Annotated in this window: 17 protein-coding genes; 7 read left to right on the top strand and 10 right to left on the bottom strand. The window is 35.3% G+C overall.

Annotated features, from left to right (window positions below; all coding sequences use genetic code 11):
- The first annotated feature begins 26 nt into the window (after positions 1-26).
- Together CA834_RS11970 and CA834_RS11975 are read left to right on the top strand one after the other, a co-directional pair.
- Complete coding sequence (locus CA834_RS11970) at positions 27-752, top strand: RDD family protein (RefSeq protein WP_094968948.1); 726 nt, start codon at positions 27-29, stop codon at positions 750-752.
- Positions 752-1,375, top strand: a complete 624-nt coding sequence (locus tag CA834_RS11975; RefSeq protein ID WP_094968949.1) for a trimeric intracellular cation channel family protein — start codon at positions 752-754, stop codon at positions 1,373-1,375. Before CA834_RS11970 ends, CA834_RS11975 begins: the two co-directional genes overlap by 1 nt.
- Here the strand turns inward: CA834_RS11975 and CA834_RS11980 are convergent.
- Together CA834_RS11980 and CA834_RS11985 are read right to left on the bottom strand one after the other, a co-directional pair.
- The gene (locus tag CA834_RS11980; RefSeq protein WP_094968950.1) at positions 1,372-2,565 is read right to left on the bottom strand and encodes an alpha/beta hydrolase-fold protein; all 1,194 of its coding nucleotides are present in this window, start codon (positions 2,563-2,565) and stop codon (positions 1,372-1,374) included. The two genes, CA834_RS11975 and CA834_RS11980, sit on opposite strands and share 4 nt — an antisense overlap.
- A 7-nt stretch (positions 2,566-2,572) precedes the next feature.
- Positions 2,573-3,280: a peptidylprolyl isomerase gene (locus CA834_RS11985; RefSeq protein ID WP_094968951.1), complete on the bottom strand. Its 708-nt coding sequence runs from the start codon at positions 3,278-3,280 to the stop codon at positions 2,573-2,575.
- Position 3,281: 1 nt separating this feature from the next.
- On the opposite strand from CA834_RS11985, the gene CA834_RS11990 reads away from it, so the two are divergent.
- Together CA834_RS11990 and CA834_RS11995 are read left to right on the top strand one after the other, a co-directional pair.
- Positions 3,282-3,923 (top strand): NUDIX hydrolase, encoded by a 642-nt coding sequence (locus CA834_RS11990; RefSeq protein WP_094968952.1) that lies wholly within the window; start codon positions 3,282-3,284, stop codon positions 3,921-3,923.
- Positions 3,924-3,971: 48 nt separating this feature from the next.
- Positions 3,972-4,772, top strand: coding sequence for a lysophospholipid acyltransferase family protein (locus CA834_RS11995; RefSeq protein ID WP_094968953.1), 801 nt, complete (start codon positions 3,972-3,974; stop codon positions 4,770-4,772).
- An 18-nt stretch (positions 4,773-4,790) separates the two neighbouring features.
- On the opposite strand, the gene CA834_RS12000 is transcribed toward CA834_RS11995, so the two are convergent.
- From CA834_RS12000 to CA834_RS12010, 3 genes are read right to left on the bottom strand one after another with little or no spacing between them, the layout of a single operon-like run.
- The gene (locus CA834_RS12000) at positions 4,791-5,423 is read right to left on the bottom strand and encodes a hypothetical protein (RefSeq protein ID WP_094968954.1); all 633 of its coding nucleotides are present in this window, start codon (positions 5,421-5,423) and stop codon (positions 4,791-4,793) included.
- Positions 5,424-5,427: 4 nt separating this feature from the next.
- The gene (locus CA834_RS12005; protein WP_094968955.1) at positions 5,428-5,922 is read right to left on the bottom strand and encodes an RNA polymerase sigma factor; all 495 of its coding nucleotides are present in this window, start codon (positions 5,920-5,922) and stop codon (positions 5,428-5,430) included.
- A gap of 39 nt (positions 5,923-5,961) precedes the next feature.
- Positions 5,962-6,639, bottom strand: coding sequence for a lysoplasmalogenase (locus CA834_RS12010; RefSeq protein ID WP_094968956.1), 678 nt, complete (start codon positions 6,637-6,639; stop codon positions 5,962-5,964).
- Between the two features lie 139 nt (positions 6,640-6,778).
- Between CA834_RS12010 and CA834_RS12015 the strand changes: the two genes are divergently transcribed.
- Positions 6,779-8,929, top strand: coding sequence for a TonB-dependent receptor (locus CA834_RS12015; protein ID WP_094968957.1), 2,151 nt, complete (start codon positions 6,779-6,781; stop codon positions 8,927-8,929).
- A gap of 92 nt (positions 8,930-9,021) precedes the next feature.
- A complete protein-coding gene (locus CA834_RS12020) occupies positions 9,022-9,747 on the top strand; it encodes an energy transducer TonB (RefSeq protein WP_094968958.1) in 726 nt (241 codons plus the stop codon).
- A 73-nt stretch (positions 9,748-9,820) separates the two neighbouring features.
- On the opposite strand, the gene CA834_RS12025 is transcribed toward CA834_RS12020, so the two are convergent.
- Both CA834_RS12025 and CA834_RS12030 read right to left on the bottom strand, forming a co-directional pair.
- Positions 9,821-10,336: a GNAT family N-acetyltransferase gene (locus CA834_RS12025; RefSeq protein ID WP_206186875.1), complete on the bottom strand. Its 516-nt coding sequence runs from the start codon at positions 10,334-10,336 to the stop codon at positions 9,821-9,823.
- A 19-nt stretch (positions 10,337-10,355) separates the two neighbouring features.
- A complete protein-coding gene (locus CA834_RS12030; protein ID WP_094968960.1) occupies positions 10,356-10,913 on the bottom strand; it encodes a thioredoxin family protein in 558 nt (185 codons plus the stop codon).
- Between the two features lie 33 nt (positions 10,914-10,946).
- Here CA834_RS12030 and CA834_RS12035 point away from each other — a divergent pair, with 33 nt between their 5' ends.
- Positions 10,947-11,282 carry a tRNA-binding protein gene (locus CA834_RS12035; RefSeq protein ID WP_094968961.1) on the top strand — a complete coding sequence of 112 codons (336 nt, stop codon included), beginning with the start codon at positions 10,947-10,949 and terminating at the stop codon, positions 11,280-11,282.
- A gap of 68 nt (positions 11,283-11,350) precedes the next feature.
- On the opposite strand, the gene CA834_RS12040 is transcribed toward CA834_RS12035, so the two are convergent.
- From CA834_RS12040 to CA834_RS12050, 3 genes are all read right to left on the bottom strand, one after another.
- On the bottom strand, positions 11,351-13,861 hold the full coding sequence (locus CA834_RS12040; RefSeq protein WP_094969026.1) for a M14 metallopeptidase family protein: 2,511 nt from the start codon (positions 13,859-13,861) through the stop codon (positions 11,351-11,353).
- Between the two features lie 84 nt (positions 13,862-13,945).
- Positions 13,946-14,338: a PUR family DNA/RNA-binding protein gene (locus CA834_RS12045; protein ID WP_094968962.1), complete on the bottom strand. Its 393-nt coding sequence runs from the start codon at positions 14,336-14,338 to the stop codon at positions 13,946-13,948.
- 63 nt (positions 14,339-14,401) lie between these two features.
- Complete coding sequence (locus CA834_RS12050; RefSeq protein WP_094968963.1) at positions 14,402-16,159, bottom strand: ABC transporter ATP-binding protein; 1,758 nt, start codon at positions 16,157-16,159, stop codon at positions 14,402-14,404.
- Positions 16,160-16,279: the final 120 nt, after the last annotated feature.

Here is a 16,279-nt window from a genome sequence, read left to right on the forward strand (position 1 = left end):
TTAATTTAAAACGAATATACACCGCAATGGGCAATTTAGCAATTAACACTGCACAAAATGTAAACCTAGATTATAAGTTAATTGGGCTCGGAGAACGCGCTGTTGCATTTTTAATAGATGGTATTATAATCCTTACTTATATGACCATCATGGAAAACGTTATTGCTATTTCAGAGCTTTTCGACACGGACAGTTGGACAAGACGTGGTTTTCTAGGACTATTTCTATTACCAGCTTTTTTCTATTCCCTGATTTTCCACATATTATTTGGTGGGCAAACCATTGGTAAGATGATAATGAAAATTAAGGTTGTTCGTCTGGATGGTGCACCTACCGAATGGTATAATCTTTTTGTAAGATGGATGCTGAGAATCGTTGACCTTTGGATTTTTTCTCCATCTATAGGGATACTTAGCATTTTACTTTCCGATAAAAAACAACGTATAGGTGATGCTGCTGCAGGTACTGTTGTAATAAGCGTGAAGCAAAAAGACAATATATCTAGTACTATTTTAGAAGATATAAAAGATGATTATGAGCCCGTTTTTAATACCGTAACCCAGTTAACGGATAAAGATGTTAGGATTATAAAAGAAGCTTTTACCATTTCAAAGAGGACTAATGACTTTAAGACATTAACCCTGTTGAGAAACAAGATTTGTGATTTATTAAAAATTGAATCAGAACTATATGATGTTCAGTTTATTGACACTATTCTGAAAGATTATAATTACTATACGCAAAACATGTAATGTTTATTCAGACTCTTGATATTTTAGGTACTATAGCATTTGCTATTTCTGGTGTTTTGGTTGCCATGAGTAAACGTATGGATGCTTTTGGGGTGTTTATAATAGCTTTTGTTACCGCTGTTGGAGGAGGCACGCTGAGAGATGTTCTGATAGGTACTACGCCTGTCTTTTGGATGAAGGATATGACATTTATGGCTGTTATTGCAATCTCAGCATTTGTGGCGGTAGTATTTAGAAACGAATTAAAACATCTTAGAAAATCATTGTTCTTATTTGATACCATTGGTATCGGACTTTACACTGTCATTGGAATAGAAAAAGGACTTAATGCAGAACTACATCCAACCATTTGTATTACCCTTGGTACAATTTCTGCTTGTTTTGGTGGTGTTATTAGGGATATTCTTTGTAATGAAATCCCTGTTATATTTAGAAAGGAAATCTACGCTACCGCTTGTATTGTTGGGGGACTTGTTTATTTTCTTCTCCGGGAATTCACGGGAGATATCAATTCTATTTTTCTCATCGCAGGTGGGGTAGTTATTATGGTGAGGTTACTAGCGGTTATTTTTAAAATAAGGTTACCTAGTCTGTATAAGAAAAAGCAGAAATCAAAGGGCTAGTCTGTTTTTAACAACTCTTTTTTTTCTGAACTCGTCAAAAATGGACTTGCATTAATTTTCTCTTTATAAAGTTTGGTGTAATAATCCCTGTTTTTCTCATCTTTCGCAAGGTCATAGCATTCAATAAGAAACGGATAAAAATCCAAATAATCTGGATAGTACTCTAAGCCCAGCTGTAAGAACGAAATGGCATTTTTAAAATCTTTGTTATGGTAGTAAAAGCTAGCGAAGGAAAAGATATGTGTTACGCTTGGATTTGCTTTTAAATTTAGACTTTGCTTTAATTTTGATAAGTCTTTTTTAAATTCGTCTATGGGTGTTTTTATGTCTTTATTTTCCAGTTTAACAAATAACCAATCGTCAATGATTTGGCCATAATTATCAAAAACAATTAAAAGGGCTTGTGGCACAGACATCCAATAATTAGTGATGTGGTTTGCATTTATGGTATTGGTGTAGTTAAACTTTAAGTTTTTAGCAATTGTATTAGTCTTTAAATAGGTATCTAAAGCATCGTATTGCCTTTTGTAATTTTCTTCACCAATAGTCGTTCCAGTTGAAGCAAAATATTGGACATTAGTTTTGAAGTTGTTATCATTTGAGATAAAGTTTTCTAAATAACCATCTTTTAGAGGTGTTTCTGAATAAAAACCACTCAAGGAAATGGCATTATCAATACGTGCTGTTTGACTCGTCAATAGATAGTTTACTAAAAAGGCTGTTCTAGAATGACCGATTAGGGTAATATGGTCATTAGCTTTGTAGTCTTTTTTAAGTATTGGGATAAGCTCTTCAAAAAGAAAATTTTCCATACGTTCTAGACCGGTCAAGCTATCGTTTTCTTTTTTTTGTGCCGATGTTCTATAGAATCTGTTTTTGTAATTAAAAGGAATGCCAACAATAAGAGTTGCTGGAATACTCGCCTCATTGGTTAACAAGTCGAAACTGTGCACGATTTTGGGATAGGTCATTTTATGCTGGCTATCGAAGACAATGGTAATAGGGTATTTGGTTGAAGAATCCGCAAAATTGAAGGTTTCAGGTTTATGAATATTCAATGTTAAGCTATCCTGAAATTCCTCCGAATATAGGCTAAGGCTATCATTTGAATATAGCACGTAATTTTGAGCATATAATTGCGCTGTTGCAAATAATAATAGTACCGTTATTTTTAGTTGTAATGAATTCATAACGAGGTTATTCGATTACTTCAATTTTTCTAATGTACACATTTTTTAGAGGCCAATCACCCTCATCCGTTTCTACACTAGCAATTTTGTCCACAACATCCATACCTTTTGTCACTTCCCCAAATACGGTGTAACCCTCATCTAAATAGTCAGCACCACCTTGACGTTGTACTATAAAGAATTGAAAAGGAGAGGCTAGTTTATAGGCGTTTTCAATTTCACTACTAGGCATCGAGACCGCGCCTCGTTTGTGAGTATAGCCACGTTTGGTGTCAGGAGGTAAAAGGTATTTTCCGATTTTTCGACGTCGCTTTGCGATGTTGTAATCATCACTGCTACCCCCTTGTATCACAAAGTTCTTGACGACGCGGTAAAACTGTGTGCCATTAAAATAGTTTCGTTTGGTTAAATAAATAAAATTAGCCCTATGAAATCTTGTTTTATCATACAGCTGTATATCTATGGTACCAAAATCAGTAGTCACCCTCACCTTATCATCATCATGGTTGTTACTGTATTCTAAAAAGAATTCCATTGCGTTTTCGTCTGTTAAAACAGGATAGTCTGGAGTGGGTTTTACATTGGCTTTTTTTAAGGGTTTTTGTTTAAGGCTATCTGAATCTTTCGCAACAGTGTTAGTTGATTTTTTCGTAGTTTTATTATCTTCACAATTCCATAAAAAAAGGACCAAACTAGCAAAATATAGGAATCTCATAATGATTTTTGATAGGTTTTTAGACACGTTTGTAAAAGTAAAACATCTTGATCTTTTTGGCGAATCCTCACACGCTAAAATGTCACCACCCTATCGAATAGAACTTGCGAGAAAAATGGCAGAAAAGGCAAAATTTGCCAAGAAAGCTGGAGTTTTGGCATTATTTTATCCAAGCCTACAGAATGAAACATATCTCGTATTAATACTGCGTAAGAGTTATAAAGGGGTACATTCTGCCCAAGTAGGGTTTCCAGGTGGAAAATATGAAGACGAAGATAAAAACTTGATGATAACTGCTTTGCGCGAAGCAAAGGAAGAGGTAGGTGTTCCTGAGAAAACGGTTAAGGTCATTCGGGACATAACACCTTTATACATTCCACCAAGTAATTTTATGGTACACCCTTATCTAGGAGTTTCAGAATATACACCACATTTCAGAAAGCAAGATGAAGAGGTGGAGGCAATCCTTGAAGTTAATCTTGAGGACTTTTTAAATCCAACAAATATCATCAAAACCAAAGTGCCCACCTCATACAATGTCTCTGTAGAAGTACCTGCCTTTAAACTCAATGGCCATATCGTTTGGGGCGCAACGGCAATGATGTTGGGTGAAATAAAAGACTTGTTAAAAGAGGTTTTGTAGGTATCTTTATTTATTACATTTGTATTTCAGATAAACTAGAAATTATTTATGGGATTATTTAAAACCAACCCTTTTGGTCATATTCTTTTTGTAAAAAAATGGTTGATCAGAATATTAGGGTTACTCACCCATAGACGATTTAGAGGCTTCAACGAACTGCAAATTGAAGGCTCTGAGGTTATCAAGAATTTACCTGACACCAATGTATTGTTCATTTCTAATCATCAGACGTATTTTGCTGATGTTATTGCCATGTTTCATGTGTTTAATGCCGGTTTAAGTGGACGTTTGGATAGCATTAAGAATGTGGGATATTTATGGAATCCCAAACTCAATATTTACTATGTGGCGGCAAAGGAAACAATGAAGTCGGGCTTACTTCCAAAAATTTTCGCTTACACTGGTTCAATCAGTATTGAGCGCACCTGGCGGTCTAAAGGTCAGGATGTCAATAGGCAAGTTAAGATGAGTGATATTAGCGCTATAAAAAAGGCTTTAGACGATGGATGGGTGATAACATTTCCCCAAGGCACTACGACACCTTTTAAGCCAATTAGAAAAGGTACTGCGCATATCATAAAAACCTACAAACCTATTGTGGTACCTATTGTTATTGATGGTTTTAGACGTTCATTTGATAAAAAAGGGCTAAGGGTAAAAAAGAAGAATATCTATCAATCCATGGAGATTAAGGAGCCTCTGAAAATAGACTATGAAAATGAGAGTATAGCCGAGATTGTCGAGAAAATTGAATACGCCATAGAGCAGCATCCTTCATTTTTAAAAGTGATACCTGAGGACGAGCTTCAAGAAAAGGAACGTCTTAATAGAGAATTACGCGATTGGTAATAGCTTTGAAGACCAAAATTAAATTTCAAGTTTTTTTAGTTCTTCATAATTGCGGTTAAGTCGTTTTAGTAATATGCCGTATAGTAATCTGTAAAAGAGCCAAATAACAACGACAAAAATACCCATTACAACAACAGTAATAATGAATAACACTAGCATCTGAGTACTATTCATTCCGGCGACTTGGCTATGGAACTCGCTATTTTCATTAAATTCAAAGTATAACGATAGCGGTACGGAAATAAAAATCATTACTAGATTATAGAGCACATAGTATTTAATTACTTTACGTGTCTTCAAAATGCTTTCCATTAATTTTTTAGCATTGTCTGTAGAGGAAATGGATTTATGTGAAATATAAAGTAGGCAAACAAATAAAAAAACAACCAAAAAACTAAAAACGGTAAGTGCCACAAAAATTGGATCTTCATAACTGGCGTCCAAACGTTCTTTCAAATTATCAGAGAACGTATATGGTACGTAACTGATAAGAATCCAAAATATAAGCTCCGCTACGCTTATATAGAACAAGGTTTTTACTATAGAGGATGATTTTTTATGTAGCATCTGATATATATCTGACACTTGATAATTCTTAAAGCTAGCACCCTCTTTGTTCCAGTCTTTTTTTAATAAATCTAATTCATCCATACATTTACGGATTTAGTATAGTTTTCAATTTCTTTTTTATGCGATTCATCTTTACGCGAGCATTTACTTCGGTTATACCTAATGTTTCGCTTATTTCTTTATAATCTTTATCTTCAAGATAAAGAAAGATTAATGCTTTTTCAATGTCATTGAGTTGACGGATGGCATTGTACAGGAGTTTTAATTGTTGCTCTTCCGTGTCATCATATTTCTCGGCTTTGATTTTAAACTGAACACTATCAAAGGCTTGAGTTTTTATTCGTCTTTTTGATTTCCTGTACAGTGTAATTGCCGTATTCAATCCCACACGATACATCCATGTACTAAATTTAGAATCTCCCCTAAACTTAGGATAGGCGCGCCATAATTGTATGGTTATCTCTTGAAACAAATCATTGTGCGCATCTACATTATCTGTATACAAACGACATACTTTGTGCACAATGTTTTGATGTTTCTGCAGCTGCTCAACAAAACTATGTTCAAGTTCTTTATTCAATTGATGAAATTGGTTAGTTACTTCATTAGTAGCTGTAACCTATGTATTGTTACACTTTGATTTTATAATTCCTAACACGATTAAATATTGGGCAATCGCATAGGTGATTATTATGCTAATATTTGAAAAGGGCATAGGCTTATAGAATTTATCGAGTGCTAGTATACTATCAGAAAGCATAAAGAAAATAGAACCTGTGAAAACAAGTTTAAAACTCACCGTATTAACCTTTTCTTTTCGTAAGAAAGCTGTTGTGGCCATGGTTAAAATAACCAACATATAAATAACAACCGGAATGAGCATGTCACCTAAGCCAGTGTGTAAATAATAAAAAAGCACCATAGCGTATAGAAATAGGATTACAATACATCTAAAAGGGGATATTTTAGAATTCCGTTGCTTCAAAAAAACAAGAATATACATGACATGAGCGAGAAGAAAGGCAACCAATCCTAAGGTGAAATAATGTTCCCAAATATGAACAAACATCAATAAAATATCGCCGATAAGTGCGAAAATCAAAGCGGTAATGGTGAAAAATCGAATATAGCTTCTAGAATGGAATGTTTTTACGAATAAAAAAATAAGACTCGCTACTATGGCCGGTTTGGCAATATAATGGGTGTAGGTTAATGATAAAGAGCTAGAAGTTACAAGTTCTAAAAAGACAATAATAAGGAACAAGATGGTGAATTGCTTCTCGGTTGCTGTAAGCATAAAACGTAGTCTTTGAGCAAATATATTCAATTCATCATTTAATTATTACAGTTCGGTAAATTTGAATTTCAATCCCGTTTCACTTTTTAGAGATTTGTGTCAGTAAAATCATAATTGATTTATTATCAGCAATCAAAAAATGAAACAGTTAATAATCATATTCTTATTAAGTTTTGTACAATACGGCACATCACAAGTCACCATTTCAGGCAAGGTAGTAGACACTAACAATCAACCTATTCAAGGCGCTAATGTTTATTTAGACGGCACTTATGATGGCGATACAACTAATGACAATGGTGATTTTCTCTTTTTAACCGAGGAAGAGGGTAAGCAAGTTTTGATAGTGTCCTTTTTGTCTTTTGAGTCTAAGACTATTTATGAAGATGTTTCAAAATTGTCCAACCTTCAGATTAAGTTAAGAGAGGATGTAGAGTCGCTGGATGCTGTTGTACTTAACGCTGGTACCTTTGAGGCTAACGATAATAGCAAAGTGTCAGTCTTAAAGCCTTTGGATGTAGTAACAACGGCAAGCGCCTTAGGCGATTTTGTTGGTGCCTTACAAACGCTTCCAGGAACATCTAATGTTGCTGAAGACGGACGTTTGTTCGTAAGAGGTGGTAATGCAGATGAAACCCAAATATTTATTGATGGTATCCGCGTATTTACGCCATATACCCCAACAACAAATAACATCCCAACTAGGGGGCGTTATTCGCCCTTTCTCTTTGATGGTATTACATTTTCAACAGGCGGGTATTCCTCGGAGTTTGGGCAGGCGCTATCTAGTGTTTTGCTACTGAATACAATTGATGAGCCTGATCAGGAAAAAACAGATATTGGGCTTTTGTCGGTTGGAGCATCTTTGGGGAATACCCAAAAATGGGAGAGGTCATCTTTGAGTTTTAATGCTAGTTATATAAACCTAGCACCATACCTAGCTGTTTTCAAAGACCGTAATGATTGGGAAACGCCGTTTGTCGCAGCACAAGGCGAAACCGTTTTTAGACAGCGTTTTAATCAAGGTATATTTAAATTCTATGCCGCATTTGACTCAACTAAATTTGAGCTGACACAAGAGGATATAAATCTTGATGAAGGCTTAAGGGTTTCTTTAAACAATAATAATTTCTATTTAAATTCCTCATATAAAGGCGTTCTTGGCAACAACTGGTCCATAACTTCGGGATTGAGCTATACCTATGCCAATAATAAAATCGATGTAGATTCAAGCGATATAGGTAATAGGGAAAATTCGGCCCATTTTAAATTGAAGTTTAAGAAACGATTTAACAGCCGATTTAAACTAAGTTTTGGAGCAGAACAATTCCTAACGACGTTTGATGAAAATTTTCAAGCGCAAGCAGTGGATGAAACTTTTGACTTTGATAATAATATTTCAGCGGGCTTTGCGGAGGCCGATGTCATTTTCTCAAAAAAAATGGCCCTTAAGGTTGGTCTGCGGGCAGATTACAGTGATATCTTTAAAACAACTGATATAGCACCGCGTGCAGCCTTGGCTTATAAGGTGTCAGATAACGGTCAATTTTCTATAGCCTATGGTAATTTCTTTCAGAACCCAAATAGTTCGGTATTAAAGTTTGAACAGGATTTGCAGTCGCAAAAAACTACACACTACATTTTAAACTATCAATATGTGGATAATGGAAAAATATTTAGGGCAGAAGCCTACAGAAAGGATTATGATAACCTGGTTAGATTTGACACAGATTTTGAAATGCCTATGAGTAACTTTGATTCAAACGGAACTGGATTTGCCCAAGGTTTGGATTTATTTTGGCGGGATAATACAAGTATTAATAATTTAGACTACTGGATTAGTTATTCTTATTTAGACACCGAACGCCTTGATGGAAATTTTCCAAAACCAGCTCAGCCCGCCTTTGCAACCAATCATAATTTTTCCATTGTGGGCAAGTATTGGATAGATAGCTTAAAAAGCCAACTTGGTTTGGCTTATGTTTTTTCTTCTGGCCGACCTTATACAGATCCTAACCAAAATGACTTTTTAGGAGAACGTACAAAGCCGTTTAACAGTTTAAGTCTTAATTGGGCCTATTTATTGGACCAACAAAAGATTTTGTATTTCTCGGTAAATAATGTTTTGGGTTTTAAAAATATAAATGGCTATCAATATGCCAATACACCAGATTTGAATGGACAATTCAATCGAAGAGCCCTAAGACCAGCTGCCGATCAATTCTTTTTTGTTGGCTTCTTTTGGACGATCAGTGAAAATGGCAACGACAATCAACTGAATAATCTTTAAACTGTTAAAATAGTGGTTTTTAGGTAAACATGACTTTTATCATGAATTTTAAGCGATATGATGATTAGCTTTATACTATAAAATTAAACGTCATGGAATTCAAGAAGAACCCAAAAGCCAATGTAGGTCGAAACAGCAGTTTATTTTTTGCTGTTGGCTTAAACGTAATGTTACTCCTTACATACTTAGGATTAGAACATAAGACTTACGACAAAGAAACTACTAAGATTGACATCTTAATGTTAACGGAACAATTGGAAGAGGATATACCAATTACTAATATAAATATTCCTCCACCACCTCCACCAAAACAAATTGTTACCGAATCTATTCAAATTGTTGAGGATGTTGCCGAGATAGAAGAAACCGTCGTTGAGAGCACTGAACTAGGACAAGACGATATAATTGAAGAGCGCGTAGTAAGTGTAGACGAAGTTGAGGTAGAAGAAGTAGAAGAAGATATTGAAGTGCCTTTTGCGGTTATTGAGCAAGTGCCAATATTTCCTGGTTGTACAGGCAATAACGCTGAGTTAAAGGCTTGTTTTCAAAGAAAAATGCAAGAGCATCTACTAAAGAATTTTGAGTATCCCGATGCTGCTCAAGAGCTTAATATTCAAGGTAAAGTATATGTGTTCTTTTTAATAGATAAGAATGGCAAGGTGGATAAAATAAAATCCAGAGGTCCAGATAAACTTTTAATAGGTGAGGCAGAAAGAATTATCAGTTTACTTCCTAAAATGGAGCCTGGTAAACAACGCAATAGACCAGTGGGCGTACCTTATAGTATTCCAATTAACTTTAAGCTACGAGCACAGTAAAAATTAAACTTAAGCATAACACTTGGTTTAGAGTAATTTGATTGATGACAAACCCCTTGAAAAAGGGGTTTTGTTAGTTATATGGGTTTTTAATTGTATACCAATTGCAGGGTGTCTTATCGTAAATAAAAGTACCTGAAGCTGTCATTCCAATTTTTTTTAAAATATGGTTACTAGATGCGTGGTTAACATCTGCAGCAGCACAAATTTCCGTTAAATTTAATTCGTGAAATCCGTAATTAATTGAGGCCTCTGCTGCTTCGGTGGCGTAACCATTTCCCCAAAACTGCTCTTTTAAACGATACCCTAAATCGTAATAGCTAAAATCTTTACGCACATTTTGTTCAAATTTTAGACCAGACCAACCAATAAATTCTTTAGAGTCTTTTTTGATTATGGCTAATCGTCCGATTCCATAACGTTCATATTGCTCTAAAATATTTAAAATTATCTGCTCGGATTCTGCAATGGATGTCACAGGTTGGTTCCCTAAAAATTGATGAACTTTTGGATTGGAATCCAATTCAAAAAAATCTTGAACGTCATTTTTGGTAATCCGTCTTAAGATAAGTTGTTTGGTTTCTATCAATGCTTTCAGTTTTGATTTTTTACGTTATCCACTTAATGTTACAGCCCATACTTGGCTTTTGATTGGGGTTAATGGATGTTTTGTGTATTAAGGACTCTATAGCTGATCTCAAATCCTTTCCGGTAACAGGAATGCCATTTCCAGGTCTTGAGTCATCCAATTGACCAGTATAGACTAATTCTAAGTTCTTATTGAATAAAAAGAAGTCTGGTGTGCAGGCCGCGTCATAGGCTTTGGCTACCTCTTGGGTTTCATCGTATAGATAGGGAAAGGGGTATTTGAGTTCTATGGCCTTTTTCTTCATTAGTTCAGGCCGGTCTTGCGGATAGTTCCCCACATCATTACTAGAAATTGCTATACACTTAATGCCTTGATTTATAAAGTCATTAGCTAGTTTTACAAGTTCTTTATTAACGTGAATTACAAATGGGCAATGGTTGCAGATGAACATGATTAAGGTGCCTTTATCCCCAACGAGTTCATCTAAGGATTTATGGGTATCGTCTATGGTGTCTAGAAGTTTAAATTTTGGTGCTACCGTTCCAAGTGGTAGCATATTTGAAGGTGTTAAAGCCATTGATTTTAAATTAAAAATGAATAATTTTAGTCCATGGAAAAGATAATAACATTTGAAGACTTCACAAAGGTCGATTTACGTGTAGGTACAATAACAGAAGTCCATGATTTTCCCAAGGCTAAAAAACCAGCCTATCAACTTACCATAGATTTTGGTGAATTAGGAATAAAAAAGTCTTCAGCTCAAATAACCACTTTATATACTAGGGAAGATTTACTTAACAAACAGATTATTGCTGTGGTTAATTTTCCTAAGAAGCAGATTTCCGACTTTATGAGCGCGTGCTTGGTAATCGGTGCTGTTAAGACAAACGAGGTCTATTTACTACATCCTGAAACTAAAGTAAAAAATGGCACGCAAGTATCTTGAACAATTGTTATTGTTTTAATTTTTTTAAAGCCAAACAAATCACCTTTTATCCTCGGGGAAATGGGTAATTACATTTCTTGCCTAAAGAAGATAGCATTCATGAACAGCTTGTTGGTACCATACCAAAATGCTCTAAAATTGGTATTATCGGTAAATGCAATAATAGTACCTCTGCCCAAATTTCCAATCTTTAAAGGCACCGTCTGTGCAAGACTATCCAGGTTTTTATCAGAGATATACCCACTTAATAAAGGCTTTTCTGTGTATTGAATAGGGTTGTTGTAGCTATTTTTATCAGGTTTCACAAAAAGGCTTGTGTTTCTAAACATGGCAAGTTCATCATTTTTATAGCCAAAGTTGATTGGGTGAGAACGGTCTATCACGGTATTAAAAATAGCACCTCCTATAACTTGTGCACCTCTAAAGTTCCTTCTGTCTTCATAACTTATGTTTTTCGCAGTAAGCTTATTGGTCTTAAAATCAATTTTCATTAACTTTTTATCATTTAACCATTTTAAACTGTTTCTATAGGCAATGATAGTGCCGCCATTTTCAATCCATGTCTTCAATTTTTTGGTATTATTTTCATTCAGACCACCGTAAGAATTTACCATTATTATAGCATTATATCTGCTTAAATTAGTACGGCCTAAATTTTTTGTATCTAGTTTAGTTACAGTTATATCGTAACGGGTATCTAATAAATGCCAAATCTCACCAGCATCGTAGGACGTGAAGCCATCCCCCACGAGTAAAGCTATCTGGGGCTTATTTAAAGCTCTAAAATTATTGCTGCCTAAGTCAATTCCATCGTTTAGGCCCGTAGAAACGGCATGGATAGTAATATGACTTTCTTGTGCAGCACGGTTTAAAATAGTGTAGATTTCTGAATCCGATAATCGCTGATTTTGTACAGGAATCATTATGCTTCCATAGTCATAAGTTTTTCCATTCGCCTTAAATGGTTTCATGCTCACTTTTACCCTTAACCCTTTTTCAAGAATGGTATTTAGAAGTTTTGGTGAATAATATTCATGCCACTCAAACAAATAAGCATAGTTACTTTTGGCAGTAACACCGCCTTCGCGATGCTTTAGTTTTTCAACCAAATTATCAGCATTGGATGTTGAGGTTTCTGCGAAATCAAGATTAAATGCTAACGGAAATGTCCAAGCCGAAATATCATAAAATAAACTATCTTGAAACGTGGTTCGCTTTTCAAACATTGCATTTATTAGTCTCGTATTTTTTTGGTTTTTAGGAACAATGTAGCTGTACCCTTTTTTAAATGTTTTTCCATCAACTTCAAAATCGGACTGTAATTCATGAAATTTAATTTGATGGCGCTCTAATATTTCAGCTAAATGATAGGTTTTAGCAGCATCTTTCTCATCTCCAAAAACAATAGCGTCTTTACCTGCTTTATTAGCCTCTTTTCGTGCATTTTCAAAGAAATTATACTGATATTCTAATAATTCCTCACGCATTTTATTTGCCGCCTCCAAAGTTGAGAGTGCAGCGGTAAATTGGTTTCTAATGGTAAATGGAAATGTTAGAATGCCATTGTCGCTTTCTTGCATGTGCCCGCGGGAGCTTGCTTGTTCAAATAAAATTCCAATACCTCCATTAATATCTGGAAAGGTTGAGCCTTTTCCGTAATAAAAATCGTCATAACTTTCCTCAGAATAATATAACGAGCCAATTTTGTCAAGAGCTTTTGCGTGATATTGGGCAATACCTTTGGTAAGTTCTTGGTTTAGCTTAGGCGTTAAAGGATGTGTTCTTGAAGGAATACCGGGTTGAAAAAAGAAACTAGAATTGGTTCCCATTTCGTGGTGGTCTGTTAAAACATTGGGCAACCAACGGTGAAACGTATTAATGCGTGCTCTTGACTCTGGTAGCTGAGCTGGAAGCCAATCTCTGTTTAGGTCGAACCAATAATGATTGGTTCGTCCACCAGGCCACACCTCATCGTATTCCCGATCGTTGGCATCTGGGTTAAGGTTCATGTTTCTATTTGTATTCGCCCAATAAGCAAAGCGCTGGAGCCCATCTGGGTTGTAGGAAGGGTCAAATAGAATAACGGTATTAGCTAACAGCTTTTCTATTTCAGAACCTTCAGCGGCGGCCAAATAATAAGCGACCAACAACGCAGCATTAGCACCACTAGGTTCGTTGCCATGAATGGAAAAGCCTTGGTACACAATAATGGGTCTAGTGGTTATATCAGTATCCTCGCCTTCCGTTGATTTAATATGTGTTTCTCGTATGGTGTCTATCTTTAATTGATTCTCTGGAGATGTAATGGTTAAAAGTAATAAGGGTCTACCTTCAAAGGTTTGTCCTGTTTCAGTGAGCTTTATTCTATCAGAAGCATCAGCTAAAGCATACATGTACTGAACTAATTTATCATGGGTAATATGCCATTCGCCAACATCGTGCCTTATAATGCTTTTAGGGGTAGGGATTGATGGATTATAACTTACATCTGTTGGAAGGTAATAGGATAGATCCGTTTGATAATTTTGAGAAAATAAAGTTGTAGTAAAAACCAGAATCACCAGAACTGTTCTGTACATAAATAGTCTATTTAAGTTAGAGCCTAAAAATAAAAAAACCGTTACGAGGGGTAACGGCTTTTTATTATAATTTAACACTATATGTTAGATATCGTCAAAGCTAATGTCAGTGAAACTGTCTGTGCTTTTGTTGCTGTCTTCAGGTGTTTTAGATTCTTGCTTTACAAAATCATCCTCTTTTTTAAAATCTTTCTGATGACGTTCGCTAATTACTTCTTCACCTTTTTCGTTAATGATATAGTCAGTCATTTCAGTAAGAATTTCCCTAAACTCCGTAAAGTCTTCCTTGTATAGATAAATCTTGTGTTTCTTGTAATGGTAGGACCCATCTTCGTTGGTGAATTTCTTACTTTCAGTAATAGTTAAATAATAATCTCCTGCCTTAGTAGCTCTTACATCAAAGAAATAGGTACGACGACCAGCACGCAAAACTTTGGAATAGATTTCCTCCTTATCCATCATTTCATAATCACTCATAATTCAATCTTAAATTTAAATTTCCATCCAAAAATCTAAAAAAAAAGTAAAGTAACCAACAAATTACAACATTTCTTTTTCTGAGAGTTGGTTGATGTAGAGCTCCCTGTAATAACCGTCAGTATTGATTAAGCTATCGTGATTACCTGATTGAATTACCCTACCGTCTTCCAATACTATAATTTGGTCCGCATTTTTGGCAGAAGAGACACGGTGACTTACTATTATTGTTGTCTTGTCCTTGGTTAATTTCACCAAATTCTTAAGTATCTTTTCTTCAGTCTCTGTGTCAACAGCAGATAAGCAATCGTCAAACAAAAGAATTTGTGGCTTTTTAATTATAGCTCTTGCAATAGACACACGTTGTTTTTGACCGCCGGAAAGTGTTATGCCACGTTCACCCAAAACTGTATCATAACCTTTACTGAACTCAATAATATTTTTATGGACTCTAGCATTTTTAGCCGCTTCTATCACTTCATCATCTGTAGCGTCCTCTTTACCAAATTTTATATTGTTCTTAATACTGTCAGAAAACAAAAAGGCATCTTGTGGCACATATCCAATACTATGCCTTAGGCTGTAAAGGTTGAGTACTGAAATGGGTGTGTCATCTATTAATATCTCACCGCTATCAATGTCATGTAAGCGTCCTATAAGGTCTAAAATTGTGGATTTACCTGATCCGGTTTTCCCCAGAATAGCTAAAGTGTCTCCGGACTTTAATGTGAAACTCACGTCCTTTAGAGCTTCTATATTGGTGTCGGGATAAACAAATGAAACATGTTTAAATTCAATATCTCCTTTAATTGGTGTAAGCTCGGTAGTTTGGTTCTTAATCTCAGGTTCGGTTTGTAAAAATTCATTAATGCGTTGTTGAGACGCTTCTGCTTGCTGAACTAGGGAGGTGACCCAACCAACCGTAGCAACAGGCCAGGTGAGCATATTTACATAAATAATAAATTCGGCGATAGTTCCTATGTTTTCAATTTCTCCGTTAATGTATTGTATACCACCTATATAGATAACCAGTAGGTTACTGATTCCAATTAGAAGAATCATCATTGGAAAGAATAATGCCTGAACCTTGGTTAAATTTATCTGTTTTTGCCTGTTTTGTGCAGAGAGGTTTTCAAATTCGTAATTCGTCCTAGGTTCTATACCATATGATTTAATGACAGAGATACCGCTAAAGGTCTCCTGAGTATAAGTTGATAAGGTAGATAAAGATTGCTGAACAATGGTGCTGCGTTTATTGATCAGTCGACTCAATTTATATATAGCCACAGATAAAATAGGTAAAGGAAGCAATGTATATAAGGTTAATTTAGGTGCTGTGTTAATCATGTAAATCAAGGCCACCACAAACAAGGTTATGGTATTCATGGTGTACATAATGGCAGGGCCAACATACATTCTTACTTTACCAACGTCTTCACTTATGCGATTCATAAGGTCTCCTGTTCGGTTTGATTTGTAAAAATTTAAGGAGAGAACCTGATAATGTTCGTAGATTTCGTTTTTTAAATCGTATTCGATGTATCTGGAAACATTAATGATGGTTTGCCGCATGAGGAAGGTGAATAAGCCCGCAATAATTGCCGCCCCTAAGAGGTAGAGTATATTCACCATCAATTCTTCTTTAAACAATACCTGTGAAATCTTGCCATTTAATCGGTCTGATACAACATTAATAGAAGAACCTATAAGTCTGGGCGTGAATAAGGCAAAAATCTTTGCGATAATGGTAATTATAATCCCAATGATTAATCGGTAACGGTACTTAAAAAAGTATTTGTTGAGGTGCTTAAGTGCTTTCATAATGCATTTGGTCGGTCAAAAGTATTACGATTATCCTATTTTACCGTTAATATTTTGCTAATCCTCTATTAATAAATTAATTTTGCAAACCGTTTTTAAACAATTTTCAAACGGCCTTAA

Source organism: Winogradskyella aurantia, from assembly GCF_002266855.1.
Classification (GTDB): domain Bacteria; phylum Bacteroidota; class Bacteroidia; order Flavobacteriales; family Flavobacteriaceae; genus Winogradskyella; species Winogradskyella aurantia.

Excerpts from the sequence above, each read along its gene's own strand:
- CA834_RS12040 (WP_094969026.1), bottom strand. The coding sequence starts at position 13,861 with ATGTACAGAACAGTTCTGGTGATTCTGGTTTTTACTACAACTTTATTT.
- CA834_RS11975 (WP_094968949.1), top strand. The coding sequence starts at position 752 with ATGTTTATTCAGACTCTTGATATTTTAGGTACTATAGCATTTGCTATT.
- CA834_RS11995 (WP_094968953.1), top strand. The coding sequence starts at position 3,972 with ATGGGATTATTTAAAACCAACCCTTTTGGTCATATTCTTTTTGTAAAA.
- CA834_RS12000 (WP_094968954.1), bottom strand. The coding sequence starts at position 5,423 with ATGGATGAATTAGATTTATTAAAAAAAGACTGGAACAAAGAGGGTGCT.
- CA834_RS11980 (WP_094968950.1), bottom strand. The coding sequence starts at position 2,565 with ATGAATTCATTACAACTAAAAATAACGGTACTATTATTATTTGCAACA.
- CA834_RS12045 (WP_094968962.1), bottom strand. The coding sequence starts at position 14,338 with ATGAGTGATTATGAAATGATGGATAAGGAGGAAATCTATTCCAAAGTT.
- CA834_RS11985 (WP_094968951.1), bottom strand. The coding sequence starts at position 3,280 with ATGAGATTCCTATATTTTGCTAGTTTGGTCCTTTTTTTATGGAATTGT.
- CA834_RS12050 (WP_094968963.1), bottom strand. The coding sequence starts at position 16,159 with ATGAAAGCACTTAAGCACCTCAACAAATACTTTTTTAAGTACCGTTAC.
- CA834_RS11990 (WP_094968952.1), top strand. The coding sequence starts at position 3,282 with ATGATTTTTGATAGGTTTTTAGACACGTTTGTAAAAGTAAAACATCTT.
- CA834_RS12010 (WP_094968956.1), bottom strand. The coding sequence starts at position 6,639 with ATGCTTACAGCAACCGAGAAGCAATTCACCATCTTGTTCCTTATTATT.
- CA834_RS11970 (WP_094968948.1), top strand. The coding sequence starts at position 27 with ATGGGCAATTTAGCAATTAACACTGCACAAAATGTAAACCTAGATTAT.
- CA834_RS12035 (WP_094968961.1), top strand. The coding sequence starts at position 10,947 with ATGGAAAAGATAATAACATTTGAAGACTTCACAAAGGTCGATTTACGT.
- CA834_RS12030 (WP_094968960.1), bottom strand. The coding sequence starts at position 10,913 with ATGGCTTTAACACCTTCAAATATGCTACCACTTGGAACGGTAGCACCA.
- CA834_RS12015 (WP_094968957.1), top strand. The coding sequence starts at position 6,779 with ATGAAACAGTTAATAATCATATTCTTATTAAGTTTTGTACAATACGGC.
- CA834_RS12020 (WP_094968958.1), top strand. The coding sequence starts at position 9,022 with ATGGAATTCAAGAAGAACCCAAAAGCCAATGTAGGTCGAAACAGCAGT.